Raw genomic sequence first — 23113 nt, forward strand, 5'->3', positions numbered from 1 at the left:
GCCGAATCGCACACCCAGGGCATGAGGCTTAGCTGCAACGCCCACAACCGTCCACCACGGCCTACGGAGGCTCATGGCCTTTCCCGTGTCGGTGAACGCTGACCCTTTATGATGAGCCCATGCCTGTTGGGGATTGTGAGAATGCCTTTGTTGACGCTGCACGCAAGCATGGTGTCGAGCTTGTCCGTTACACGAGGCCGTGGCTGAATCAGCGTGGCCATTTTGGGCTACCGGACACTGCCTCCGCTGTGGCGCCTCCCCTGGGACAGATTTTTGAATCGCTCGGAGGTATCGCTGCCGAGCAATCCGTCAAACGGACTACGCCGCTCCCTGGCGACTTCATTCACGTTGACACTGGGACTTTGATCGAAGTTGACGAGAAGCAACACTTCACTAGCTTTAGAATGCGGACGTTTGACTTCTACCCTGAGACGTCATCGCTCGGATTCGATGTGCGCGAATATGTGTCGCTGTGCAAGCAATACGCTCCGTCCGCAGACAAATATAGGCACGCAAAGTCCGCCGTGGCTTTCGGCATTGGCGGCAGGCAACGACAACGCGCGTACTACGACGCACTGCGTGATCTCGCCACGCCTGCCATGGGGCACCCGCCCCTCATTCGCATTGCCGCACCTGAGGGAAATGGCAAGGTCGCCTTCGACCGTAATCGCGAGCGCATCCTGGAGGCCGTATGTTGAGACTCAATCCCGCCCACTTAACTCCCGACACTTTGGATGATTCGCGCCCATGACGACTCCCCATGTTTTTGTCACGATGGCGGACATTCTGAACTTGGAATGTGATGCTTGGCTCCTCCCAACGGACTCCTACGTAAGCATCCGGTCATATTGGCTTAGCGCTCATGATGAGAGAGGCATAGACCTTCAACAACTTGCTAAGGAGTCTTGTGGTCGTGACTTTCGGACTGGCCGCCGCTTCGCTCAAGCGGTCGAAAAATGGGATCATCAGTCGCCACTGCCGATTCTGACAGCAGTCCCGGACGACAACGCATGGGGTCCTTCCGTGGTGGGGCAGCGGCTGGAAGCGTTTGTGCAGGCCGCTAAAGAGGTCCTTCCTGCACCAGATTTGCGTAGACCCTATCCTCTGCTGGCTATGCCTTTTTTCGGCACCGCGGGTGGAGGTGCGGGACAACACCTTGGGGCAGCGCTGAGGGATATCCTCGCTTCAGCGTCCGACCTTAGCACTCGCTACTCTGTGGATATTGTCCTGGTTCTCCGTGACCGCTCGGCGTTCTCTTTGGCTCAGAAGCTACGACGTGAAGCCCGTATTCATAGCACCGGCTGGGCCTCATTAAGTCCTCGACTGCGGGACAAGGCCGTTGAGCTCGGTGAGAAAGCGAAGGCGGGCCATCTAGTGCCTTTTCTGGGAGCAGGCGTCAGCGTTAGTGCAGGCGCTCCAACGTGGGGGCAACTCTTGGATCGCCTCCGCGATGGTATCGATCTAAGCGATGCCGCAGACGTTGACTTCAGCAGGCTAGGTCCCTTAGATCATGCCAGCGTCCTCGAGCAGATGTACGTGGACCAAAACGGTTCACGCGCCAAATTCGAAAACGCGGTGGCCGACCTCGTCGATCTTCCGCGCTATGGATTGGCGCCGGCACTTTTGGCAACTTTGCCTTCGGCTGGTGCCATCACACTCAATTACGATCGTCTCTTCGAAATGGCTTGCGCGGATGCCCAAAAGCCACGAACTGTACTGCCGGAGAATGTACCAACTGTCGGCGGTGAGTGGCTGCTGAAGCTTCATGGTTCTGTTAGCAAGCCGGAGACAATTGTACTGACGCGAGACGACTATCTCGGCTTCAACAGCAGTCGCGCGGCTTTGTCCGCTCTGGTGAAAGCACACTTGCTGACGCATCACTTACTGTTCGTCGGATTTGGTCTGGCTGATGATCACTTTCATGAGATCGTCCACGACGTCCGACGAGCGTTGCCGAGCAACGATCCAGCAAGGCAGCAGATGGGAACCGTCCTTTCATTATTCAACGAGCCGCATCAGCGTCTGGTGTGGTCCGGCAAGCTCGATATCCTTCCCATGGCTGGACGGTTCCCCGATGACAAACAAAGCGAAGAAGAACGGAACGCAGCCAGGCAAGGGGCCGGTCGTGACATGGAGATCTTCCTCGATATGACGGCTGCCTACGCCGCTGACGATCACTCGTATCTGCTTGCTCCGGCCTACACTCAGGGCTTGAGCGAGGACGAGGTCGTACTGCGTCGGCAGTTGTTGGCACTGGCCAAGCACCAACAGACGCCGGCCACCGCCGAGGTATGGGGTGTCATCAGTACGACGCTGACCAATTTGGGTTTCGACCCCGATGCGACCTACACAGACAGGAATAGCCATGCGAATTGACCGGAACGTCTTGGAGCAGGTTGCTGAGCACCTTGGTAACTACGTCTACATGCTTTTGGACCCGAGAACGTCAGTTCCATTCTACGTGGGCAAAGGTTCGCGGACTCGTGTGGCCAGCCACGGACTGGAAGCCGAAGCACTATCCGCGGTCGAGGACGAATCCGCGGCGGAGCATTCTCGCAAGATCAAAGCCATTCACGATATTCGGTTGGCAGGATTCGAGCCAGACATCTGGATCCTGCGACATGGCATGGGCTCGGATTACACGCACGTCGAGGCCGCGGCAATTGACCTTTTGTCGACATTCTTAGTTCAGCCAGCACACGGCTTGCACCCACTGGCCAACCTCGACCAGTTGACCAACGTCCGGCGCGAATCGTCCAAGGGGCACGGAATAGAAACGCTGGCGAACATTGTGGCCGAATTCGGAGCGCCTCAGCTCGGTTCTCAAACTCCTCCCCTTCTTCTCATTACGTTGAAGCCATGGGTAGACCTACAGGAACCGTTACCTGGTGGTGGAACGCGGGCTGGCTATGGCTTCCGGTCTAAATGGCTGAGCGCGAATGATAGGGCGCTCATAGCACCTGAGCTCGGCGATTCGGTAAGGGCTTGGTGGCGTATCGATCCCAAAGCTGTGGACAGGCTTGGGGTTGGCCACGTTGTGGCCGTCCATCGCGGCGTCACCCGCGGGCTCTTCCTAATACGCACTGGTAGCTGGGAGTTGGACGCAGAAACCGGACGACGCGGGTTCGGCGTCGATCCCGTCTTGAGCGGACCTTTGCACGACATGATTGTGGGAAGGTACGGCTATCGGGCGCCTCTAAAAAAGCGTGGCGACATCAGTGCCTTCACATATTGGCCAAAGCAGCAGGAAGATTGAACCGCGAGACCTGACCAATTCCTTCAGGCTTCCGATTACGCCCTCGATACCAACACAAGTTAGGGACTCGAACATGGCTCTGCCATATATTCTCTCGTCGGAGCACGTGGACGAAGCTGCCGCACTCGTCACCGAGTACTACACAAAGCTCTACCGCAACGACGCCCCTCAGACCGGGAGTCGTTTCGACAACTGGGCCGGTGGTGGCGACTGTGGGGAAGCCGCAGATATCGTCACCGCAGACGATGTCCTAGCCGTTTCCTTCCTATCAGTACAAGTACCAGCCGCAGCGGCGATCGGACTTCTTGAAACGTATAGCGCCAAGGTGACGAGCCTGCTCGAAGAGATCCCAACCGACTTGGATCTGGCAGTTGTTGCAGCAGACGACTACGAAGACCTTCTTGGTGCTCAAAGTCCGGCCACCAAACTCTGGCACTTGCTCCGCGGCACAGACACGTACCGCTGGGGAATCGGGCCTACGACCGCAAGCAAGATAATGGCCCGCAAGCGCCCTCGCCTGATCCCCATCTATGATTCCGTAGTCGGTCCCCTCATGAACCTGAATGACCACGGCACTCAATGGAGGACTTGGCACACTGCTTTGACCGACGGAAGCGGGCTTCCTGAACGGCTTAGGGCAATCCGGGAGACATCCGGAATCGACGCCCAAATCTCAGACCTCCGCACCATGGACGTTGTCCTCTGGATGCATGGCAAGAAGCTTGGCCTGACTGTTCAGGAGGATCCGGAAGCAAGTTCATAGGAGAGCGCGCAAGTTATATTTTACCTAGCCGAGCATCCCGCCGGCCCATTTTGCCGTCGTCGACCGTTGGTCCCCGCCGTTACCTGAGCACTTCTGCCCTACGTAGAGGGTTTGGGCCCGCAACAGCCCCTGGCCGCTGCACCAAGAACACCGACGCCAACACCAGCACCGCACCCACCACCTGCCACGCCGACAACGACTCCCCCAGGAACACGAACCCCAGCACCGTAGCTACAAGCGGGCTCAGGAATCCCAGGAACGAAACCACCATCGTGGGCAGGCGTTGGATACCTCGGAACCACACCGCGTAAGCGGCCAAGGCACCGATGACGCTGAGGTAAGCAAAGCCCGCAACGTTCGGGGCTGTCACTTGGCTTGGCAGTCCTTCGACAACCAACGTCGCTGGTAGAAGCATGACTCCGCCCATGGCCAGCTGCATCCCTGTGAAGCCGAGCAGCCCTACACCGTCGGGCCTCCCCCAGCGTTTGGTGAGGACGATGCCGGCCGCCATGCTCAGTGCCCCAGCCATCCCAGCTATGACACCAATGAACGTCAACGTTGCGTCGGACCGCAGAACGAGCAAGCCGACACCTGCCGCTCCCACTGCACAGGCCACGATGTGCGCCATGCGGATCCTCTCCCCCAGCAGCAGCACGCCAAGGAAGAGCACGAACAGTGGCTGGACAGACCCGACCAGCGCTGCGACGCCTCCGGGCAGTTGGTACGCGGTGAAGAACAGCAGGAAGAAGAACAGCCCAATGTTGAGTGCACCCAATGCCGCGGCCTTGAACCACCAACTCCCCCGCGGCCAGGTTCGGGTAACGAGCATCAAAACGATGCCCGCCGGTAGAGCCCGGACCGTTGCTGCCAGAAGGGGTCGATCAGCGGGGAGGAACTCGGTGGTCACCAGGTACGTGGAGCCCCAGACCATCGGCGCCAGTGCGGTGATGAAGAGGTCGCGGGGTGACGCCTTGGTCAGGGTCGAACCTCCCGGTTTGATGCTGACAGTTTCTATACTCGCTGGCATTGTTCACTTCCGCACATTTCGATGTCAAACTATTTGATGTAAGACAATGTAGGTGTTGTACTGTTTGAGGTCAAGCCTTGGAGGGACGATGGACCGCGACGCAGTAGACATGATTCTTGAGCAGTGGAACAAGGAGCGCCCCGACCTCGACGTCGGCTCCATGGGTGTCCTCGGTCGGCTCAACAGGGCCAGTCGTTTGGCTGCTCTCGACGTTCAGAAGTTCATGAACCAGTTCGGGCTCGAGCCGTGGGAGTTCGATGTCCTGGCTACGCTGCGTCGTTCAGCGGCCGAAGCTCCGCTGACACCTGGGCGACTGGCCAGCCTGACAATGATCGGTTCTGCGGCCATGACCAACCGCGTGGATCGGCTTGTGTCCCGCGGGTTGGTTCATCGGGAGACCAACCCTGAGAACCGCAGGCAACTGCTGATCAGCCTCACACCCGAGGGGCTCGCCTTGGTAGATGAAGTTGTTGAGCACCACGTGGAGAATCAGCAGAAGATGCTGGAGGGCCTCACGAAATCCGAGCGGACACAGCTGGCGAACCTCCTGCGGAAGTTTTTACTGACGAACAACGACGGCGAGCCGGGCTAAGAACAAAGCAGCGTCCTTACAGCCTCAGCTTGTAGACGTGGTGGGTGGATTCAACGGGGAAGTCATCCGTGAACTTCCCGTCCTTCACGGCAATGGCGCGGTTCTCGTTCACCACTTCAACCGTCTTGGGAGTGACACCCGTTGGCAGGGTGAAGGTCCGCTGCCCGGTCTGCGCGTCCTGCGTCATCGCGAAAATGTAGGCGTCCCCGTTGTAGCTTTTCAGCATCGTGTCCAGCCCATCACCGAAGTTCCACACATAACTCTGCGTGTTCAGAACGGGCGCCAGGGCCTTCACTTCCGCGTTGATTTCACCCATGGCCTGCACCTGATCCCGGGAGCATGCGGTGTTGTGGATGCGGACATCGGCGAGCGCATCTCCGGACATGCACGGATTATCGTCGCCGCCGCCAGGTGACTGGGTGAACCAGACGATCCCGCGCGACTCGTGGATGAGCATCGCCCACACCTGGGCTTTCACCCGGTCCGGTGTCATCTGGTCGGATAGGTCATGCTCACCTTCCGGACTGAGCACGGTCGGCACCATCCAGATGGGCGAGTACACACCCCTTGCGGCGTTGACCTCCTGCATCACCTGCATGGCTTTCGCGTACGCCGACGACGTCTGGCAGGTGGCCGTCGTCGTCGGGTTGTATCCCTGCGGCGTGCGCAGCCGCCAGTCGCGGCAGGCACCCGCGTAGTAATAGTTGGACGTCGAGGACACGTCCACGGTCTCCCAATAGCGCTTGGTGATGTCCATCGGCGCGTCGTAGCTGATGAGGGATGGAGTCCAGTTGGCGTAGGTAAACCGGCCCTGCTCCTTGGCCTTCAACTCGGCGATGGTCTGGTTCATGTGGGCTACGCCCTCGTCCCAACCGAACCGGCCATCTACTTCGTCGTCGACGTAGTTGCCCGGGAGCTGAGCCCAATTATCCGGTGCGTTCTTCACTTTCATGAGGGAGAACATGCCGTGCTGATCGAAGAGCGCATAGTCGATGTCCGGGTTCAGTTGGACGTAGAAGTTGATGCCGTGTGCTTTGTCGAACTGCATCTGCTCGCCGTTACCCGATGCGTACCAAACTCCGATGGGGAAGAAGCCCGGGTCATCCCACCCTGCGGCGTCGGCCTTGCTGAACTTCTTGTAGAAATCGGGACCTCCGTCCCAGGGAATCCTGGGGAGTTTGGCCAACACCGCCGGAGGCGTTGCCGATGGCGAGCCAGTCGATGAGGCGGACGCCGTGCCTGTGGGGACTGCTGACGGGCTCGACGGCGATGCGCCGGGGTCCGCTGTTCCGGTGCAGCCGGTGAGTAACAGGACGGCAACCGATGCTGCCGCTGTGAAGTAGCGAACCCGCCTCATTGCTCCTCGATTCCGTCCCGACCGGTGAAACCTGAATGTCTATAGGATGACAGGGCTTTCCGTCAGCCCCTAACAAAACTTCGGCGATCCGGATAAGCTCCGGTCCATCGCGTGATGGCTATGTTGCTAATGGGGGTAACAGTGATGTTCCGATCAAGGTCGACTACTACTGCACGGCGCGCTACACATGCATTGCGAAGGGTTCGAAGCGGGAGGCGCCCACTTTTCCTTGGTGCAGCTGTGGCCATGGTTGCGGTCTTTTTCTTAGGCCTCATGGTGGTTCCTGCCCAAGCAGACCGTGTGAACACCCGGGCTTTGAGCGTCCCCAACAACAACTGGGACTACGTCACCATCAATACCAGCTACTTTCACGACGTTCTTGCCCGCGACACAGCAGGCGACCTCTGGGTGTACCCGGGTGATGGCCTTGGCGGCTGGAAGAAGCCCCGTTTCAAGATGGGCCAGGGCTGGAACGTCATGACCGCAATAGTCGGTCCGGGCAAGTTCCAAAGCGAGTTCACCGACGACCTCCTGGCCAGGGACGCGAATGGCGACTTGTGGCTCTACCCCGGCACGGGCGGCGGAATTCTCAAGCCCCGGATGCACGTGGGTGTCGGCTGGAACGTCATGACGGCTCTGGTGGGACCTGGGGACTTCAATGGCGACTACCTGCCAGATCTCATGGCCCGTGATGGGGAAGGGCGTCTCTGGTTGTATCCGGGAGATCACCTCGGCGGCTGGCTCCCCCGGTTCCAAATCGGCGAGGGCTGGAACGTGATGACTGCTCTGATCGGTCGCGGCGATTTCAACGAGGACCGGAAAATGGACCTCCTTGCCCGGGACACCAGCGGCCGCCTTTGGCTCTACCCAGGAAATGGAACTGGCGGGTGGCTGCCACGGATGCAAGTCGGCGAAGGCTGGAACACCATGACGGCGATCATTGCCACCGGCAACTTCGATAACAACTACGTGGGGTACTCGCAGATCATCGCGCGGGATACCAATGGCATCCTTTGGCTCTATCCCGGCATTGGGAGCCGGCATTTGGAGCCGCGGAAACAGATTGGCGAGGGCTGGAATGTCATGACGGCGCTGGTCTGATCTTTCCACCTTGCTGAATCTGGTGTAGACGACTGTTTATCCGCCAGACTTCCAGCCGCGCTCGTGAAGTCGCTCAACGCCGTCGAGCAGCAGATCGAGAGCGAACTCAAACTCAAACTGGTCATCGCAACCGTGGCCCACAACTGACGCGTCGTCGTGGGCGGCGGCCAGGGCGATCTTCAGGAGGTGGGGATGGCTCTCGGCCATGTGCTGAATCATCGCCGTCTGCGCGTCAGGCGTGATTTCGGTTGGCTCCCGTCCTTCTGAGTCGTCAAACACTTCCTGGGTGAATCCCCAGATGCGGCTGCCCAAAGCGTGCATGACGTGATGGGTGAGGTCGGGGGTCAGCCCGCCAGCCAGAAACAGCCCGGCGAGGGTGTCCATGTACTCCAGCACGGCCGGTGTTGTGTTTGTCCTGGTCTCGATCACGGAACGAGCCCACGGGTGCACCATGAGGGCCCGTCGTGCCGAGAGCACTCTCAGCCGGACAGCACTCTTCCAATCTGCATCGCGGATTGGAGGATCGATCTCGCCCACAATGGTGTCCACCATGCCGTCGAGGAGTTCCTCCTTGTTGGCCACGTGTTTGTAAAGCGCCATCGGTACGACGCCGAGGTCCTGCGCGAGGCGTCGCATGCTGAGCGCGTCCATGCCAACCTCGTCTGCAAGTTCGACGGCGGCGCGCAGCACACGCTCCCGGTTCAGGGGAATCCTGCGCGTCTCCATTTGTTGGCTCATGGGACCTCCAGCCTGAACGCTTACGCCAACCATTGACAGTGTGTACAGCGTACACCTACGCTTTCCCTCATAAAGGTGTACGCCGTACACCTACGAATCAAAAGGGCCAGACCATGAGACCAGAAAGCTCCATCGCAGTGTTCCGAAGCCGTTTCCGCCGGGCGCAATGGCCCGTCCCCGCTGCATTGATCTTCCTCAGCCTCATCCCGGTAATCGCCGGGGCAGCCCGCCTCTCCGAACTGACGGGCCGCGGGGCCGTGACGCCACAGAACGAGCGGTTCTTCGACTCACCCATACCGGTGGTCACCCACATTGTCTGCGTCACCGTCTACTGCCTGCTCGGGGCCTTCCAGTTCGTCCCGTCGCTTCGCAGCAGCAGGCGCAAGTGGCACAGGATGACGGGGCGCATTCTCGTTCCTGCCGGCCTGCTTGCCGCACTCTCCGGCTTGTGGATGTCCATGTTCTACGCGCTACCCGACGGCGACGGCGAGGCACTCCTGATACTTCGGCTCATCTTCGGATCGGCCATGGCGGTAAGCATCGTCCTCGGATTCATGGCTGTTCGGCGCCGGGACTTCCTTGTGCACAGTGCGTGGATGACCCGGGCTTACGCAATCGGTCTCGGCGCAGGAACACAAGCCCTTGTGTTTCTACCTTGGATTCTTGCTTTCGGCCCTACGGACGAGTCGACCCGGGCGGCGCTCATGGGGGCCTCTTGGGTTATCAACCTCGCCGTAGCCGAGTTGGTCATTCGCCGGCGGGCAAGCAAATCGGCATCAGCGTCCCATCCTGCGGGGCGATCCGTTCAGACCTCAGTGAAATCGTCACGATAATCTGCCGCGCCCGTCGCGGGCTTTGGGAGTGCTCAGTTTGTCATTTCGGAAATTTCCGACATATCATCATCGAGTGCTTCCCGACGTCTTCGGCGCCCTTGCGAACCCTTCGCGGCGCACCATCCTCGATAGCCTCCGTGAGGGTCCATTGACGGCGGGCGATCTCACGGGCCGCCTGGACCTCAGCCGTTCTACAGCGTCCGAGCATTTGGCGGTGCTGCGCGAAGCCGGCTTGATCCGGGAGGAACGGCAAGGCCGAAACAGGATCTATCACCTTGAGGCCGAGGGCCTGCGGGATGCCAGCAACTGGCTGAAGCACTACGAGCAATATTGGAACCAGCGGCTCGACGCCCTGGCCGAACTATTGGATGAGGAAAATACTCCATGACCGAAAACGCCATCAGGCTCGAGCGCACTTTCCCGCACCCCAAAAAGGCAGTGTGGGCTGCGCTGACCACCCCCGAACTGCTCGCGCGCTGGTGGGCTGCCGGCGACATCGCACCCGTGGTGGGGCACCGCTTCACCATGGACATGGGTGGTTGGGGTCAGCAGCAATGCGAAGTCCTCACGGTCGAGCCCGGCTCAGCCATCACTTTCACGTTCGCCGAGGGAGTTCTGGACACCACCATCACGTGGGCTTTGGAGTCCACCGAAACCGGCACCGTCCTTCATTTCAAGCACGCCGGCTTCCGCCTCGACACCCCCATGGGACAGCAGGCCATCGAGGGGATGGGCAACGGATGGCCTGGCCTTCTGGCGCGGATCGAACAGGTCCTGGTCAGCGTCGCCTAGCTAGCTCCCGGCGGCCAAAACCACGTTGATCTGATCGCGGATCTCATCTCCGACCTGCTCGTCGGTGAGACCGCTATTGGCCGAGGAGCTCATGCTGACGAACATGATCGCCGAGATGACGCGGGCAATTTTCCCGGGGTCCCGAGCCGTCAATTGCTCATCCCGGCCCAACACCTCTGCGATGACGGCCTCCGTGCGGATGGTCAGCGCAAGTGCCTCCGCATGGTGGGGTTCGGTCGGATCACCGAAAACGATCTCTTTCAGGTAGGTCCGGCCGTTCTCGATCTGGACCCGGTTGCATTTGATGATGGGTCGGATGATCGCCATGATCCCGTCCAGGACAGCTTCTTCCTGTTCCGCGTCGGCGACGCCCGAGTTGAGCGCTTCGGCGTATTTGACGTTGTGGACCAGGAGAAGCAGCTCCGCCTTCGTCTTGGCGTACAAGAACAAGGTTCCCGATCCGACGTCGGCCTTGTCAGCCACCTGCTGGGTGGTGACCTCATCTACGCCGTACTGGGTGAATAGCTCGCGGGCCGCAGCGGTGATGCGGTCAAGCTTCTCCTGCTTATTCCGCTCACGTCGGCCAAGGGTCTGGGGCACAGCCTGCATTCAAATACCGTATCAGCGGCCCAGGAATTCGAGGGCGACGGGGACGAACTCCTGGTGGTACTGGAAGATGCCGCCGTGCCCCGAATCAGGGTAGATGACCAGTTCACTGCCCGGAATCCGGAGGTGCATATCGTCCGAGAGCCGGGACGGAACCATGCGGTCGTTGTCGCCGTTGGCGATGAGTGTCGGCTGGGTGATCGCGCCCAGGTTGGCCGGTTCCGTGCGGCCCCACTTCTTGATGGCCTTCAGCTGCGTCTGGAAGGCCTTGGTGTTGATGGGTGCGTCCCGGTTGGCGGTGCGTTCGTTGAGCCGCTGGATAAATGCCCTCGCGGCAGGCTTGCCGGCGGCATTGCGGTTGAAGAACAGGAATTCCTTGGGGTCCTGGCGGGTCAGTGTGGCTCGCAGGACGTCGTAGTAGGTGACGCGAGCCACCTTGTCGATGTCCTTTCCACCTGCAGGACCGGTGCCGGCAAGGACGAGCTTCCGCACCAGCTCCGGGTATTTGACCACCAAAGCCTGGGCAATCATGCCTCCAAGCGAGAACCCAAAGAGGTCTACTTTCCCGTATCCGAGCGCCTTGATGAAGGTCGCGGCGTCCTCAGCCATCTCCTCGATCGTGCCCGGAACGTCGCCGGTCGTGGCACCGACACCACGATTGCTGAAGGTGATCACGTGGTGCTTCTCGGCGATGGGGTCGATGATGCGCGGGTCCCAGTTGTCCATTGTGGCGGCGAGGTGGACCAGGAAGACGACGGGGATTCCACCCTTCTGGCCCAGCTCGCGGTAACTGTAGGTGACGCCGCCAGCGGTAACTGTGCTGACTGGTGCGTCCTTGTAGGCGGTGATGACATTGCTCATGATGTTTGTTCCTGACGGTGTGATTGGCAGTATTGGATTGACTTAGTGGCTGACGACTGTTTTGCCGCGGACGCCGCCCTTTTCCAGCCCGGCAAGGACGTCCGGCGTCTGCTCGAACGGGACTACCCGGCCGACGACGGGGCGGATTTCCCCGGCGTCGATGAGCGCGGCAATCTCGCGGAGCTGGCTGCCGTTGGCGCGCATGAAGAGGAACTCGTAGGTGACGCCAAGGCGACGGGCTTTACGCCGGATGCCTGCACTGATGAGCGCGACAGCGCCCTTCATCACGACGTTCGCTCCGAGCTCTTGGGCGAATCCCGGATCCGGCGGGCCTGAAATACCGATGGCCTTGCCGCCCGCCTTAAGGACCTTCAGCGACCGCTCCAGATTCTCGCCGCCGAGGCTGTCCAAAACAAGATCGTAGCCGTGGAGAATCTCCGCGAAGTCCTCTGTTCGGTAATCGATGACCACGTCCGCCCCGAGCTCGCGAACAAAGTCCGCATTCCCGGCGCTGACGGTCGTGGCAACGGTGGCCCCAAGATACTTGGCAAGCTGGATCGCGATGGAGCCCACTCCCCCGGCACCCGCATGAATCAGGACCTTCTGACCCGGGCCAACCTTGCCGCGTTCAACGAGTGCTTGCCAGGCGGTCAAGGCCACCAATGGCAGGGACCCCGCTTCCTCCATACTGATCGACGCCGGCTTGATGGCAAGGTCTGCCTCGGCCACAGCGATCCGATCGGCAAACGTGCCGATGCGATCCTGATGCGGGCGGGCGAACACCTCATCCCCTGGCTTGAAGGACCGTACTTTCGCGCCAACGCTCACCACGACTCCGGCGAGGTCATTGCCTAGGATCAGCGGCAGCCTGTACGGGAGGACCTGCTTGAACTGCCCCTGGCGGATCTTCTCGTCCAGCTGGTTCATGCTGGACGCCTTCACTTGCACCAGCACGTCATGCTCGCCGACCACTGGCTCGGGAACGTCAACCTCTTGCAGGGGTTCTTTGTACTTTTTGAGGACGAAGGCTCTCATTGGGGTTTCTCCTTGTCGAAATAACTGAGTAAGCTCAATTCTGAGGCCACTCAGTTCTTAAGTCAAGGGGAGGCCCATGGCTAACACAGTCCCGAGCAAAAGGGCACGAAAAAGGAGACACGTTGTGCCTCCTCACTTTCAATCTATACGGCACTGGGGGGCTTGCCGCAAGGCCCAGGGGTTGCTGCAAAATTGAGAGCCGACGCCGGGAGTACGCGCTGTTTCAACGCGCGGTTCCGGCGCCATCAGCCCAGAAAGGAGCTGACAGCGTGCCTCTCACAACCAGCGCGTTCAACCTTCCCGAGCACCTCGCACCCAAAGCAGATCCAGCCCTGATCGCTGCCGATGAACAGCACTTCGCAGCCATCGCCGAGAGCCTTGAACAGACCATCTCCGAGCTGTCCGACCAGCTCGATGCAATACGCAAAGCCCCAAGCCGCTTCGGCCAGGAGGCCGTGGAGAAGGACGTTGAAACCCGCCGGCTCACCGCTCGGCTGCGTGCACTGCGTCGCTTCGGACTCGACCTCTGCCTGGGTCGTGTTGTCCCCGCCGGCGACACGGAACCGCTCTACATTGGGCGACTCGGCCTCACTGACAGTGACGGCCGCAGGCTCCTGATCGACTGGCGCTCCCCCGCCGCCGAGCCGTTCTTCGGAGCCACCCACGCCAACCCCATGGGCCTGGCAGCCCGCCGTCGTTATCGCTGGACCCGGGGCCGGATCACCGACTACTGGGACGAAGCCTTCACCACGGACCCGGCCACCGCCGACGCGGCCTCCACAAATCCGTCCGGCGGCACGGCTGCCCTTGAGGACCTTTCAGCCTTCATCGCCAGCCTGGGCAGCAGCCGTTCGGCCCGGATGCGGGACGTGCTGGGCACTATCCAGGCGGACCAGGACGCCATCATCCGCGCATCTTCCCGGGGTGCGTTAGTGGTCGACGGCGGTCCCGGTACCGGTAAGACTGTGGTCGCCCTGCACCGCGCCGCGTATCTGCTCTACTCAGACCCCCGGCTCGGTCATCGCAGGGGCGGCGTGCTGTTCGTCGGCCCGCACCGGCCGTTCCTGGCGTACGTTGCAGATGTCCTTCCCAGCCTCGGCGAGGAAGGTGTGCAGACCTGCACTCTGCGGGATCTCGTGCCTGAGGGAGCCGACGCCGCCGTCGAGGATGACGAGGTTGCCCATCTGAAATCTTCTGCGGACCTGGTGAAGGCGATCGAGCCCGCCGTCAGGTTCTACGAGTCACCGCCGAAGGAGGGTCTGGAAGTCGAGACGCCATGGGCCGACGTCTGGCTCAGCGCAGACGACTGGGCCGAGGCCTTCGACGTACCGACACCAGGCACTCCCCACAATGAGGCGCGCGAGGAGGTCTGGGAGGAACTGCTCACCATCCTGGTGGACAAGTTCGATACGGACGAGATTCCGGAGGACTTGCTTCGCCGCTCTTTCGCGCAGAATCCGGACTTGGTGGAAGCCTTTAGTCGGGCGTGGCCGCTGCTTCGTTACACGGATCTCGTGGCCGACCTTTGGCGGGTGCCAGCGTACCTGCGTCTGTGCGCCCCTTGGCTCAGTGCTGATGAGGTGGGGAAGCTTCAGCGGGCCGATCCCAACGCCTGGACTGTGTCGGATTTGCCACTCCTGGACGCAGCCCGCCAACGGCTGGGCGATCCTGAAGCGTCCAAGCGAAGGCGTCGCCAGAAGGCCGAAGCCGCTGCCGAGCGTGAGCTCATGGACCGTGTGGTGGAAGACCTCGTGGCTGCGGACGATTCGGAAATGCTGGTCATGTCCATGCTGCGCGGCGAGGACATGCAGGAGAAGCTCATGGACGAGTCAGTGTTGATCGCCGACCCGGACCAGCTCGCCGGCCCCTTCGCTCATGTGGTGGTGGACGAGGCGCAGGAACTGACCGACGCCCAGTGGCAGATGCTCCTGCAACGCTGCCCATCCCGGAGCTTCACCATCGTCGGCGACCGCGCGCAAGCCAGGCATGGATTCACTGAGTCCTGGCAGGAACGCCTGGAGCGCATAGGCCTGGGCAACGTGAACCTGAGGCATCTCAGCATCAACTACCGCACGCCCGAGGAAGTCATGGTCGAGGCCGAACCCGTCATCAAGGCCGCCCTCCCCGATGCAAACGTGCCCACGTCCATCCGGAGCAGCAACCTCCCTGTCGTCCACGGATCCGCTTCAGACCTGGACTCGATCCTCACCACGTGGCTTGATGCGCACGCCGAAGGAATCGCTTGCGTCATCAGCAAGAACGACGCCGGATGCGGCTCGCTCCCAGCGTCGCCGCGCCTGCGTTGGCCGGCGCCGGAGCTGGCCAAGGGGCTGGAGTTCGACCTCGTGGTCCTGATTGATCCGGAGGATTTCGGGACGGGCATCGAAGGAGCCGTGGACCGCTATGTCGCGATGACCAGGGCCACCCAGCAGCTGGTCATCCTCACGAGTGCCGCCGTCGAGAGTTTCTAAATGGATGCTTCGGCAGCCGCCTTCAGGTCGGCCGCGAACTGTTCGAAGCTCGCGTCGAAGGACGGGATCTTGCTCGCAAACAGGGGAAAGATCGGCCCGCCGATGCGTTCATTCATCTCGAAGAGAGTCTGCCCGCCGTTGGTTTCCGTGAGGGTGTAGACGCGGCTGCCCAGTGCGTCGCCCCATACGAGGCGGCTGGTGGGTTCGAACTCCTTGACCTTGAGCTTAAATGTGCGGCTTGGATCCAGCTTGGACACCAGCTGGAGGCTTGATCCTGGTTTGATCTCGCCCTTCAAGGACACAATGGTCGAGTTCCATCGGGGGTAGTCGGCCGCGGTGGTCAAGACGCGCCAGACTGTGGCGGGGGCGGCGTCGATGGTCGTAGCCACCTTGGTGGTGCGGCTGAACGTCTTGCTGACGGTGGTGGCGGTTCCATCTGGACTGGTAGTCATCGCATTCCGCTTTCTAAGAGTCAGGTACCTCGAATGCTACATTCCAGGGATCTCCTGCGCCTCGTGTACCTCGATTTCGCAGCCACCGGGCATGTTCAGGTGCGGGTGGACTTTGGCGAGTTCAACAGCGGCGTCGAGGTTGTCGGCTTCGAGGATGCTGTAGCCGGCCACTTCACGCTGGCTGGGCGCCGTGCTGCCATCGGAGGTCACGCGGACTCCGTTGGCGAGCGGCGTTCCGAAATCCACCAGGCGATCTCCCACCTTGGCACCCCACGCGTTCCACTCCCCCATGACGGCTGCCATGTCATCCGGCGACGGCGGGGCGGCCTCTGCGGGGGTCATGGGTGCGTGATAGATGAAAACATACTTGGACATGATGGTCCTTCTTTCCTGCTGTTTGTTTTTGGGTTGAGGAGGTTTAGAGGGTGACAGTGCGGCCGGTGAAGGCTACGAGCCGTTCCAGGCTGCTGGCTGTCTCCGCCGTCGGCTGCTCGGGCGCAAAGCTGCCGCCGGAGCGGACCTGCTCGGAGATGGTCTGCCGGGCAAGTTCCGTCACGTAATCGCTGACGACGTCGGACACCTCCACTTGCTGTCCCGTCGCCTTTGCGAAGTCCCAGGCATGCACGAGCAGTTCGAGGTTGAGGATCCCGGCGACCATGGTTGCCGGCAATTCGGCGAAGCCCATGTCGACGCTGCCTTCAAGACCGTGGTTGCTGAAGGCTTCCAGCACAGGCTGGGCCAGCTCAGCGATCCGCACCTCTGGCGAAGCGTTCGTTTGGTCCACGGATGCTGCACCGAGCGCACGGCCGATGCCCTTCAGTGATCCGGCCAAGTGGTCCAGCAACTCGCTGACGTTGAACTCCTCGCACGGCGTGGCTTTCGCCGTGTCCGCGGGAGTGACATTGCGCAGCACTCCCAGAAGGATCGCCAAGGATGCGTCAGCCGAGCTCAGCTGGTTGATGGGATCGGGCGCCCATGCCCAGTCGTCGCGACCAGCGCCGTCCTTCGATGAAGACTCGGCCAGCAGGCGATCCAGGTAGTGGTTCCAGCCCATCGCGTGGGATGTTTCCTGCTCCTCGGTGAGCCCCTCGTGCAGGAAACGGAGGGAAGTACCGTCGGCGTCGGGCTCCAAAGTGATGCTGACGGTCGAGGCACCAGGCGGCAGATCATCCTGGCCCTCCCAACCCCAGGTGAAGACGACACGCTTGCCCGGTTCGATTTCCTGGAAGGTTCCTGCCGCGTTATGGCCGGGAGTGACGGTCCAGCGGAAATCCCCACCGATCCGGAGGTCCACCCGGGCTGCGACCGTTTGCCAGCGCCGTAGTCGCTCGGGCTGGGTGATGAGGGCGAAGGCCTCGTCGGCTGTGACCGGCAGGTGGATGGTTTTGTCGAAACTCATGTGCGTCCTCGCCTTTGGAAGTTATTAGTGGTCTGTGTGTTGTTGCTGCTGGTCGCCCCGCCGTTGCGCAAGAGCGGCGGCGTCTGAAGCCAGGAGGTCCAGTTCGTTGGTCCAGAACTGGGAAACAAGATCACGGAGTCGGCCCATCCCTTGGGGATCGAGCCTGTAGTACCTGTTTCTCCCTTCCTTGCGGGCCGTCACCAGGCCCGCTTTCTCCAACAACAACAGGTGCTGTGAAACCGCGGATCGGCTGACCTCGAAATGAGCAGCCAAATCACTGACCGCCTGTTCGCTGCCGGCCAGGAGGTGAAGCAGCCGACGCCGATTAGGCTCAGCGGCTATCTCCAGGGCATCCAACACAAATAATACGTTAGTGATCACTAACGCATTAAGCAAGAGCGGTGGCTAGTGCCTCCCCCGGGAGAGCTCCGGCTTGCGGGAACTGCGATGCCGCGGCCCCCTCCCACGCCGCCGTCGCTGCAACAAGGCAGAGAGTGGCAACACCAAGCGGGAAGCCACCACGGCGGCGAGCACCACCAGAGTCACAAGAATGGCAATGGTAACCAGCACCAACCACAATTCGGGTGCGGGCGAACCACTAAGAATTTCCGGGGTATTTTCGAGTCCAAGCATCTACTTCTCCTGCAATCCGGGACGTAACTATTGCAGTGGTGAGTACGAGTTAATGCCGGAACATGTCGCGGAAGGCCGGATTCTTTGAGCCGGTTGCTTTATCGCGCATCCGCGGTGGGCTTCCGCCACATCACCGCGAGCACCAACACCAGCACGTTCAGGCCCAGCATCACCAGCACCATGAGTCCCCAGTTGGCTTGGTTCACGCCCGAGCCATACAGAACGCCAATCAGCACCGTCGCCGTGATCGCGCCAAGGTACCGGCAGGTCTGGAAAATTCCTGCCGCTACACCTCGTTCCTCCGGGCGTGCAGAAACGTAGAGCCCCTGGTTGGAGGCCGTGCTCACCAGCCCATAGGGAATGCCCATCATTGCGGTCAGCACGAACACCAACGGCGCCCACAGAGACAAGGTGAGCGCGCCCAGACCCGCTGCCGCAACAGTCAGAATCAGCACACCGGCGATCAGGACGGAACGGACGCCGAACCGCTCCATCAGCCGCACCGTCAGTGGCGTCACCACAACCGACAACGCCGCAAGGGGCAGCATGAGCAGGCCCACCACACCGGCGTCGTAATGGCCTGCTTCCTGCAGCAACTGCGGCAGTCCGAAAAAGGCAAAGTAGTAGACGCCGCTGAAAACGATGAACAGCAAATACACCAGCAGCAGCGGCCGGTTCCTGCCCAGCAGGCGGAGGTCCAGGAACGGCGGCCGGAAGCGCAGCTCGCGCCAGGCGAAAAACGCGCCGATCACTGTCGCGGCACCCAGGAGCCACCAGCGGTAGGCCGGCATCACGTTGAGCAGTGCCATCATCGCGAGCATGAGTGACGTGACGAAAGCGAGGATGCCGGGGATGTCGGAGTCGCGGATCAGCGTCGACAGCTTGCCCGTTTCGCGGCCGGAATCAGCTGGCGCTGCCTTGTGCACCACAATCAGCGCAAGAAGCGCGATCGGCACGTTGATAGCGAACAGCGCCTGCCAACCAACCAGGCTCACCAGCAATCCGCCGACCACCGGACCCACTGCAGCTGCCGACGTGTTTGCCATCTGGATCCTGCCCAGCGGCCGGGTCGACGGCAAGTTAGCGAGCTTGCTCAGTTCGGTGACCATCACGACGGCCGAGGGATATGCGGTCGCGGTACCTACAGCCATCAGCGCGCGGGCCACACACACCAATGCGAAGCTCGGAAGGAACGGTGCGATGGCACAGGTGACTGCCACCAAGGCCATGCCGAAAGTGAACAAGCGGCGGGGGCCGAAGCGGTCCGCGAGCCTGCCCATGAGCGGCTGGCCGGCAGCGGACGCGAGGTAGAACGACGTGATCACCCAGGTGACGGTCGCGACGTCGAGCGCGAAATCCTCCCGCAGGACTACCAACGCAACCGCGATCATGGACGAGTTCAGCGGGTTCAGCGCCGTCCCGAGGCTCAGCGCAGCAATCGCGAGGCCGGGCCGGGGTCTATTCGTCGTCACCCACCCAAGTCTGCTCCATAGTTGCTTCGGGTTACGAAACGCGTTCGCGGGGCGGACGGAAAGCCCGTCTCAGGCCAACCACCGTGGTGGTTACAGTTACGTCAACGCGAGCTCTGGTGCCAGGGAATCCTCGGGAGTAGCGTTCGTTCCAAGAAAATCTGCGTCTGACTGGGCTCCAGACAAATCGGTGGCGCGGAGGAGCGAATTGTGGCTAGCAGAGGCACCTTACATTCACTCGCTGTCCTATGCGCCTGCCTGTCTCGCTGCTGCGAGCCACCCATCAAGGAGGAATCATGAAGCCCATGTATGCACGTCGTCTTTTGAAATTGTTGACTCCGCTCGCGATTCTGCCCACCATCCTGCTTGCATCGTGTGCACCAGCAACGGCGCCCGATCCAAAACAAGCATTGGTCGGGACATGGACTTCCACGGTCACCAAGGAAGATGTCCTGCGGATTGTGCCCGGTTTTAGGCAGGATTTCCTCTGTGAAAACACGGGTACGTTCAGCTGGGAATTCAAGGAAGATGGCAAGTTCACCATTGATCAGAAAGCTCTGCCAGAGTGCCCGGCACCCGTGCAGCCGCATGTTGAAGACACGTGGTCCAATGATGGGAACCGAATGACAATTGCGAAAGATAAGCCTGCTCAGGAGGTCTATGAGTGGACCGTCAAAGAGAAGTCGCTTGTTTTGAAACACGTGTCCGGCGACTGCGAGCCATGCAAGGCGACCAGTACAGCCCATCCATGGACACGGGTGGGCTGAAAGAAACCATGGGAGGGTGCGCCGCTACTCCTCGAAGTGCGTTGTCACCTTCCCCGAGGACACGGCGGCGATGATCGACCGGGCCAAATGCCGCAGCTTGATGTTTCGATTGCTCGAAGCCGTTCGCAGGATGGTGAACGCTTCCTCTTGGCTGCAGTGATTCTGCGCCATGATCGCGCCCACGGCTAGGTCGATCACCGTGCGCGACTGCATCGCCGCCGCAAGATCGTTCCGCGCATCGCTTAGCTGTGCGATCTTCAGCGCGAGGCGTAGCGACTTGGAGGCGTGCGATGCGAACACCTCGGCGCGTTCCACGTCATCGTCACTGAATGCATGGGTCCGCTCGGAGTAAAGGTTCAGGGCAGCGCGCGTATCTCCCTCGACCAGCAGCGGCACGCTCAGGATGGACCGAAGCCCTTGATGGGATGCGGCCTGGACATATTCCGGCCAACGATGTTCGCGAAGAAGGTCCGGGACCAACACCGAGGTCAGCTTGTCCATGGCCGTAAGGCAAGGGCCTTCAAAGGTGTTTTGGAGTTCGTCCATGACGCGGGCACGGTCGTCACTGCTGGCGGCAGTCGCGGACTTCTTGCGCCGAAGGACTGTGATGCCGCAATACACGGGAGACTTGCGGTGTGAGAGGCTCTCTGCCGAGAAAGAAGCGAGATCGCCGAGAAAAGCCTCGACATCTTCGCTACCCAGGACAAGATCCAGAAAATATCCATTCTGGAGAGCTTCCTGCTCGGGGCGGGGGTTTACCATGTGGCACGTTCCTACTGACTGAAAAGCGTCCCCAGCAGACAGCAAAGGAGCGAATATCGCCGCCCTCTGCAAAACGGTCTGAAGACACCATATCGTCCAACGATCAACGGTACAAAGTGCGGCACGACATGCATTTAGCAGCAGATCCATGAACCCCTCCGACCCACTTTGTCAATCCGGGCAGGCTGTCACATCGGAGAGAAAGTAAGTAGGCTTACTTTATTATCCGAGTCCGGCCACCGGACGATTCGTGCAAAGGAGAACATCTGATGGGCGTTGAAGACAGCATCCGTAAAGCCGCCGAAAACGCGATGGAAGACCTGGCTGGCACCTCCGATCCCGTGGGCGACCAGCACGTGCCCGAGCCCGGCGCGATGGACGACGACATCCAGGTCCACTCCTCCATCAGCGAAGGTTCAAACGCGATGGACTCGGACACGCCTGAAGAACAGGCGCAGGCAACCTCGGGACGCTCGTTCGCCGTGGCTGGCGACGGCGAGGCCCACGAGGAGTCCGCAGCCCGCAGTGCAGGGGTAACCGATAGCGACATGAACCAGGACCGGGAAGGGGACCGCGACGTGCCCGCCGCATCGGGCGACGTCCCCGGCCCCGCAGGTCTGCCGAATGGAACGCCGGACGAACTCCGGGCGGATCCCTCGGAAGGTGACGCGGACCCATCGACGAGCATGGGTCGGGGCTAACTTCGGGGTGCGCTCATTGGCCTAGCCTGGTGGCTTCCTGACGCTGTTTGGGCCGAATTCAGCCCTTCTGCACCCTGCTGGGTTGCACTGCGGCCCAGTTGGATTCAAAGAAGGTCCGGAAGCCACAGTCTCGCCTGATTGCGGTCTGTAGGCTGTGGGGATGCTCCCCCATCCCACCGCCAGGCTACGCTTCCGCGAGATGACGCCGGCCGACCTCGAGGTTATGGCCGACATGCTCGGCGATCCTCAGGTCATGACGTACTACCCCGCTCCGAAGTCACGGGAAGAAGCTGCGGCTTGGATCGCCTGGAACGAGGCCAATTACGCCCGTGACGGGTACGGGTTGTGGATCCTGGAAACGCACGACGGCGGTTTTGTGGGCGACTGCGGGCTGACCTGGCAAATGGTGAACGGACGCTCCGAGCTGGAAGTCGGCTACCACGTGCGATCGGACGTTCAGGGGCGAGGCTACGCAAAGGAAGCTGCTCAAGCTTGCGTTGATCTTGCCCGGGACGAGGCTCGTGTCGACCGTCTCGTGGCCATCATCCATCCCGACAACATCGCCTCCCGCCGAGTGGCCGAGCACATCGGCATGACCCACTTGGAAGACGACCTCGGGGGCTCGATCGTTCGGACAGTCATGGGGATTGAGCTGCACGCCGTGGGGTCCTGACCTTGTTTAGGCCGAGCTCAAGCGATCCGCGCGTCTGTATCAGGGTCTTGTCGCACACCAAGCATTCCAGCGATTCTGCCTTCGAGCGCAGCAACGGTCGCCTCCGGAAGGACGATCAGGCCGTCGAGTTCCTTGCGCGCACGCTTGTAAGCCGTCTGACGTTCTGCCGGGGTAGCTGCAGAGTCTTCTGCAATGCGCAGCAGCTTCCTTGCCGTGGCTAGCCTTTGACGTTCGGGCCCCGTGAAGTTGCTGTCCTTGATTCGCCTGGCCTCCCGTTCGGCCACATCGAAAGCGAGTTCGAAGCTGTGGACCGCCGCACGGTACTCAGCCAGCCGGGCCGGCGTCGTTAAGTCCTGGGGCGCAGCCGGGCGCAGACCGTCTGCATCCTTTTTGGCGCGCAGGAATGCGACAGTCAGAGGCTCGCGGACGTCGGTCATCAGCGGGTAGTCGATGAGCTTCCCAACGTCCAGCTCGTAGTCCAGCCACTTATGGTTCACGGCATCGTGCGTTGCCATCAAGGAGACGACCTCGGCCTGGTTAGCCTGCTCGTGCACCGCAAGCTGATTCTTCAGCTTGTACAACTCCACCTTGCGGCGATGGCGTTCCTCACTGGCTTTCGACCACGACCTTGCCCATCCGCCGGCCATCCCGCCGATAGGAAAAATGAGCCACCAGTAACTGCCAAGGAAGTCGAAGAGGGGTTCCACAGATTCATCCTCCCACTTCCAAGCCCACCTCGTCCGTGGGCTTAGGCCGAGTCAGCGGTGCGTGAGCATGAGAGATTCTTACTCTCAAGCTGTTTATTGATAAGCCGACCTATATCAC

27 protein-coding genes are annotated in these 23113 nt (G+C 61.0%); 13 read left to right on the plus strand and 14 right to left on the minus strand.

What is annotated here, in order from left to right; translation table 11 throughout:
* Positions 1-119: 119 nt before the first annotated feature.
* The 4 genes from AB4Z15_RS15580 (at position 120) to AB4Z15_RS15595 (ending at position 4019) form a co-directional block, all read left to right on the plus strand.
* On the plus strand, positions 120-698 hold the full coding sequence (locus AB4Z15_RS15580; RefSeq protein WP_442018002.1) for a DUF7255 family protein: 579 nt from the start codon (positions 120-122) through the stop codon (positions 696-698).
* Positions 699-747: 49 nt separating this feature from the next.
* Positions 748-2376, plus strand: a complete 1629-nt coding sequence (locus AB4Z15_RS15585; RefSeq protein WP_442018003.1) for an SIR2 family protein — start codon at positions 748-750, stop codon at positions 2374-2376.
* A complete protein-coding gene (locus tag AB4Z15_RS15590; RefSeq protein ID WP_442018004.1) occupies positions 2366-3256 on the plus strand; it encodes an LEM-3-like GIY-YIG domain-containing protein in 891 nt (296 codons plus the stop codon). The genes AB4Z15_RS15585 and AB4Z15_RS15590 overlap by 11 nt, the downstream gene beginning before the upstream one ends.
* Positions 3257-3329: 73 nt before the next feature.
* Positions 3330-4019, plus strand: a complete 690-nt coding sequence (locus AB4Z15_RS15595; protein ID WP_442018005.1) for a DUF6308 family protein — start codon at positions 3330-3332, stop codon at positions 4017-4019.
* A 79-nt stretch (positions 4020-4098) separates the two neighbouring features.
* Here AB4Z15_RS15595 and AB4Z15_RS15600 read toward each other — a convergent pair whose 3' ends face one another.
* Positions 4099-5046, minus strand: a complete 948-nt coding sequence (locus AB4Z15_RS15600; protein WP_442018006.1) for an EamA family transporter — start codon at positions 5044-5046, stop codon at positions 4099-4101.
* Between the two features lie 88 nt (positions 5047-5134).
* Between AB4Z15_RS15600 and AB4Z15_RS15605 the strand changes: the two genes are divergently transcribed.
* The gene (locus AB4Z15_RS15605; RefSeq protein ID WP_442002526.1) at positions 5135-5638 is read left to right on the plus strand and encodes a MarR family winged helix-turn-helix transcriptional regulator; all 504 of its coding nucleotides are present in this window, start codon (positions 5135-5137) and stop codon (positions 5636-5638) included.
* Between the two features lie 16 nt (positions 5639-5654).
* Here AB4Z15_RS15605 and AB4Z15_RS15610 read toward each other — a convergent pair whose 3' ends face one another.
* On the minus strand, positions 5655-6995 hold the full coding sequence (locus tag AB4Z15_RS15610; RefSeq protein WP_442018007.1) for a hypothetical protein: 1341 nt from the start codon (positions 6993-6995) through the stop codon (positions 5655-5657).
* A 246-nt stretch (positions 6996-7241) separates the two neighbouring features.
* Between AB4Z15_RS15610 and AB4Z15_RS15615 the strand changes: the two genes are divergently transcribed.
* Positions 7242-8096, plus strand: a complete 855-nt coding sequence (locus AB4Z15_RS15615; RefSeq protein WP_442018008.1) for an FG-GAP repeat domain-containing protein — start codon at positions 7242-7244, stop codon at positions 8094-8096.
* A 36-nt stretch (positions 8097-8132) separates the two neighbouring features.
* Here AB4Z15_RS15615 and AB4Z15_RS15620 read toward each other — a convergent pair whose 3' ends face one another.
* Positions 8133-8834 (minus strand): TetR/AcrR family transcriptional regulator C-terminal domain-containing protein, encoded by a 702-nt coding sequence (locus tag AB4Z15_RS15620; RefSeq protein WP_442018009.1) that lies wholly within the window; start codon positions 8832-8834, stop codon positions 8133-8135.
* A 113-nt stretch (positions 8835-8947) separates the two neighbouring features.
* Between AB4Z15_RS15620 and AB4Z15_RS15625 the strand changes: the two genes are divergently transcribed.
* From AB4Z15_RS15625 to AB4Z15_RS15635, 3 genes are all read left to right on the plus strand, one after another.
* The gene (locus AB4Z15_RS15625; protein ID WP_442018010.1) at positions 8948-9667 is read left to right on the plus strand and encodes a DUF2306 domain-containing protein; all 720 of its coding nucleotides are present in this window, start codon (positions 8948-8950) and stop codon (positions 9665-9667) included.
* 73 nt (positions 9668-9740) lie between these two features.
* Entirely contained in the window at positions 9741-10055 is a 315-nt protein-coding gene (locus AB4Z15_RS15630) for an ArsR/SmtB family transcription factor (RefSeq protein ID WP_442018011.1), read from the plus strand.
* A complete protein-coding gene (locus AB4Z15_RS15635) occupies positions 10052-10459 on the plus strand; it encodes an SRPBCC family protein (protein WP_442018012.1) in 408 nt (135 codons plus the stop codon). The genes AB4Z15_RS15630 and AB4Z15_RS15635 overlap by 4 nt, the downstream gene beginning before the upstream one ends.
* Here the strand turns inward: AB4Z15_RS15635 and AB4Z15_RS15640 are convergent, their stop codons facing one another.
* Genes AB4Z15_RS15640 through AB4Z15_RS15650 form a run of 3 tightly spaced genes read right to left on the minus strand, consistent with a single transcriptional unit; the run spans position 10460 to position 12961 of the window.
* The gene (locus AB4Z15_RS15640; RefSeq protein WP_442018013.1) at positions 10460-11068 is read right to left on the minus strand and encodes a TetR/AcrR family transcriptional regulator; all 609 of its coding nucleotides are present in this window, start codon (positions 11066-11068) and stop codon (positions 10460-10462) included.
* A 12-nt stretch (positions 11069-11080) separates the two neighbouring features.
* Positions 11081-11926, minus strand: a complete 846-nt coding sequence (locus AB4Z15_RS15645) for an alpha/beta fold hydrolase (protein WP_442018014.1) — start codon at positions 11924-11926, stop codon at positions 11081-11083.
* A 42-nt stretch (positions 11927-11968) separates the two neighbouring features.
* Positions 11969-12961: an NADP-dependent oxidoreductase gene (locus tag AB4Z15_RS15650; protein ID WP_442018015.1), complete on the minus strand. Its 993-nt coding sequence runs from the start codon at positions 12959-12961 to the stop codon at positions 11969-11971.
* Positions 12962-13230: 269 nt separating this feature from the next.
* Between AB4Z15_RS15650 and helR the strand changes: the two genes are divergently transcribed.
* A complete protein-coding gene (helR, locus tag AB4Z15_RS15655) occupies positions 13231-15432 on the plus strand; it encodes an RNA polymerase recycling motor ATPase HelR (protein WP_442018016.1) in 2202 nt (733 codons plus the stop codon).
* Here helR and AB4Z15_RS15660 read toward each other — a convergent pair.
* From AB4Z15_RS15660 to AB4Z15_RS15685, 6 genes are all read right to left on the minus strand, one after another.
* Positions 15429-15884 (minus strand): SRPBCC family protein, encoded by a 456-nt coding sequence (locus AB4Z15_RS15660; protein ID WP_442018017.1) that lies wholly within the window; start codon positions 15882-15884, stop codon positions 15429-15431. The genes helR and AB4Z15_RS15660 overlap by 4 nt on opposite strands.
* A 36-nt stretch (positions 15885-15920) precedes the next feature.
* Positions 15921-16259 carry a YciI family protein gene (locus AB4Z15_RS15665; RefSeq protein WP_431118846.1) on the minus strand — a complete coding sequence of 113 codons (339 nt, stop codon included), beginning with the start codon at positions 16257-16259 and terminating at the stop codon, positions 15921-15923.
* Between the two features lie 43 nt (positions 16260-16302).
* A complete protein-coding gene (locus tag AB4Z15_RS15670) occupies positions 16303-17283 on the minus strand; it encodes a TIGR03086 family metal-binding protein (protein ID WP_442018018.1) in 981 nt (326 codons plus the stop codon).
* A gap of 24 nt (positions 17284-17307) precedes the next feature.
* Positions 17308-17664 carry an ArsR/SmtB family transcription factor gene (locus AB4Z15_RS15675; protein WP_442018019.1) on the minus strand — a complete coding sequence of 119 codons (357 nt, stop codon included), beginning with the start codon at positions 17662-17664 and terminating at the stop codon, positions 17308-17310.
* A 24-nt stretch (positions 17665-17688) separates the two neighbouring features.
* The gene (locus AB4Z15_RS15680) at positions 17689-17916 is read right to left on the minus strand and encodes a hypothetical protein (protein ID WP_442018020.1); all 228 of its coding nucleotides are present in this window, start codon (positions 17914-17916) and stop codon (positions 17689-17691) included.
* Between the two features lie 98 nt (positions 17917-18014).
* Positions 18015-19388: an MFS transporter gene (locus AB4Z15_RS15685; protein ID WP_442018021.1), complete on the minus strand. Its 1374-nt coding sequence runs from the start codon at positions 19386-19388 to the stop codon at positions 18015-18017.
* A 293-nt stretch (positions 19389-19681) separates the two neighbouring features.
* On the opposite strand from AB4Z15_RS15685, the gene AB4Z15_RS15690 reads away from it, so the two are divergent.
* Positions 19682-20152 (plus strand): hypothetical protein, encoded by a 471-nt coding sequence (locus tag AB4Z15_RS15690; protein WP_442018022.1) that lies wholly within the window; start codon positions 19682-19684, stop codon positions 20150-20152.
* Positions 20153-20176: 24 nt separating this feature from the next.
* On the opposite strand, the gene AB4Z15_RS15695 is transcribed toward AB4Z15_RS15690, so the two are convergent.
* A complete protein-coding gene (locus AB4Z15_RS15695) occupies positions 20177-20914 on the minus strand; it encodes an ANTAR domain-containing protein (RefSeq protein ID WP_431118834.1) in 738 nt (245 codons plus the stop codon).
* Between the two features lie 269 nt (positions 20915-21183).
* Between AB4Z15_RS15695 and AB4Z15_RS15700 the strand changes: the two genes are divergently transcribed.
* The gene (locus AB4Z15_RS15700; RefSeq protein WP_442018023.1) at positions 21184-21615 is read left to right on the plus strand and encodes a hypothetical protein; all 432 of its coding nucleotides are present in this window, start codon (positions 21184-21186) and stop codon (positions 21613-21615) included.
* A gap of 160 nt (positions 21616-21775) precedes the next feature.
* Positions 21776-22288: a GNAT family N-acetyltransferase gene (locus AB4Z15_RS15705; protein ID WP_442018024.1), complete on the plus strand. Its 513-nt coding sequence runs from the start codon at positions 21776-21778 to the stop codon at positions 22286-22288.
* A 17-nt stretch (positions 22289-22305) separates the two neighbouring features.
* Here the strand turns inward: AB4Z15_RS15705 and AB4Z15_RS15710 are convergent, their stop codons facing one another.
* Positions 22306-22995, minus strand: a complete 690-nt coding sequence (locus tag AB4Z15_RS15710; RefSeq protein WP_442018025.1) for a hypothetical protein — start codon at positions 22993-22995, stop codon at positions 22306-22308.
* Between the last annotated feature and the right edge of the window lie 118 nt (positions 22996-23113).

The organism is Paenarthrobacter sp. 2TAF44, from assembly GCF_052114885.1.
Classification (GTDB): domain Bacteria; phylum Actinomycetota; class Actinomycetes; order Actinomycetales; family Micrococcaceae; genus Arthrobacter.

Excerpts from the sequence above, each read along its gene's own strand:
- AB4Z15_RS15580 (WP_442018002.1), top strand. The coding sequence starts at position 120 with ATGCCTGTTGGGGATTGTGAGAATGCCTTTGTTGACGCTGCACGCAAG.
- AB4Z15_RS15585 (WP_442018003.1), top strand. The coding sequence starts at position 748 with ATGACGACTCCCCATGTTTTTGTCACGATGGCGGACATTCTGAACTTG.
- AB4Z15_RS15590 (WP_442018004.1), top strand. The coding sequence starts at position 2,366 with ATGCGAATTGACCGGAACGTCTTGGAGCAGGTTGCTGAGCACCTTGGT.
- AB4Z15_RS15595 (WP_442018005.1), top strand. The coding sequence starts at position 3,330 with ATGGCTCTGCCATATATTCTCTCGTCGGAGCACGTGGACGAAGCTGCC.
- AB4Z15_RS15600 (WP_442018006.1), bottom strand. The coding sequence starts at position 5,046 with ATGCCAGCGAGTATAGAAACTGTCAGCATCAAACCGGGAGGTTCGACC.
- AB4Z15_RS15605 (WP_442002526.1), top strand. The coding sequence starts at position 5,135 with ATGGACCGCGACGCAGTAGACATGATTCTTGAGCAGTGGAACAAGGAG.
- AB4Z15_RS15610 (WP_442018007.1), bottom strand. The coding sequence starts at position 6,995 with ATGAGGCGGGTTCGCTACTTCACAGCGGCAGCATCGGTTGCCGTCCTG.
- AB4Z15_RS15615 (WP_442018008.1), top strand. The coding sequence starts at position 7,242 with ATGGTTGCGGTCTTTTTCTTAGGCCTCATGGTGGTTCCTGCCCAAGCA.
- AB4Z15_RS15620 (WP_442018009.1), bottom strand. The coding sequence starts at position 8,834 with ATGAGCCAACAAATGGAGACGCGCAGGATTCCCCTGAACCGGGAGCGT.
- AB4Z15_RS15625 (WP_442018010.1), top strand. The coding sequence starts at position 8,948 with ATGAGACCAGAAAGCTCCATCGCAGTGTTCCGAAGCCGTTTCCGCCGG.
- AB4Z15_RS15635 (WP_442018012.1), top strand. The coding sequence starts at position 10,052 with ATGACCGAAAACGCCATCAGGCTCGAGCGCACTTTCCCGCACCCCAAA.
- AB4Z15_RS15640 (WP_442018013.1), bottom strand. The coding sequence starts at position 11,068 with ATGCAGGCTGTGCCCCAGACCCTTGGCCGACGTGAGCGGAATAAGCAG.
- AB4Z15_RS15645 (WP_442018014.1), bottom strand. The coding sequence starts at position 11,926 with ATGAGCAATGTCATCACCGCCTACAAGGACGCACCAGTCAGCACAGTT.
- AB4Z15_RS15650 (WP_442018015.1), bottom strand. The coding sequence starts at position 12,961 with ATGAGAGCCTTCGTCCTCAAAAAGTACAAAGAACCCCTGCAAGAGGTT.
- AB4Z15_RS15660 (WP_442018017.1), bottom strand. The coding sequence starts at position 15,884 with ATGACTACCAGTCCAGATGGAACCGCCACCACCGTCAGCAAGACGTTC.
- AB4Z15_RS15665 (WP_431118846.1), bottom strand. The coding sequence starts at position 16,259 with ATGTCCAAGTATGTTTTCATCTATCACGCACCCATGACCCCCGCAGAG.
- AB4Z15_RS15670 (WP_442018018.1), bottom strand. The coding sequence starts at position 17,283 with ATGAGTTTCGACAAAACCATCCACCTGCCGGTCACAGCCGACGAGGCC.
- AB4Z15_RS15680 (WP_442018020.1), bottom strand. The coding sequence starts at position 17,916 with ATGCTTGGACTCGAAAATACCCCGGAAATTCTTAGTGGTTCGCCCGCA.
- AB4Z15_RS15690 (WP_442018022.1), top strand. The coding sequence starts at position 19,682 with ATGAAGCCCATGTATGCACGTCGTCTTTTGAAATTGTTGACTCCGCTC.
- AB4Z15_RS15695 (WP_431118834.1), bottom strand. The coding sequence starts at position 20,914 with ATGGTAAACCCCCGCCCCGAGCAGGAAGCTCTCCAGAATGGATATTTT.
- AB4Z15_RS15700 (WP_442018023.1), top strand. The coding sequence starts at position 21,184 with ATGGGCGTTGAAGACAGCATCCGTAAAGCCGCCGAAAACGCGATGGAA.
- AB4Z15_RS15705 (WP_442018024.1), top strand. The coding sequence starts at position 21,776 with ATGCTCCCCCATCCCACCGCCAGGCTACGCTTCCGCGAGATGACGCCG.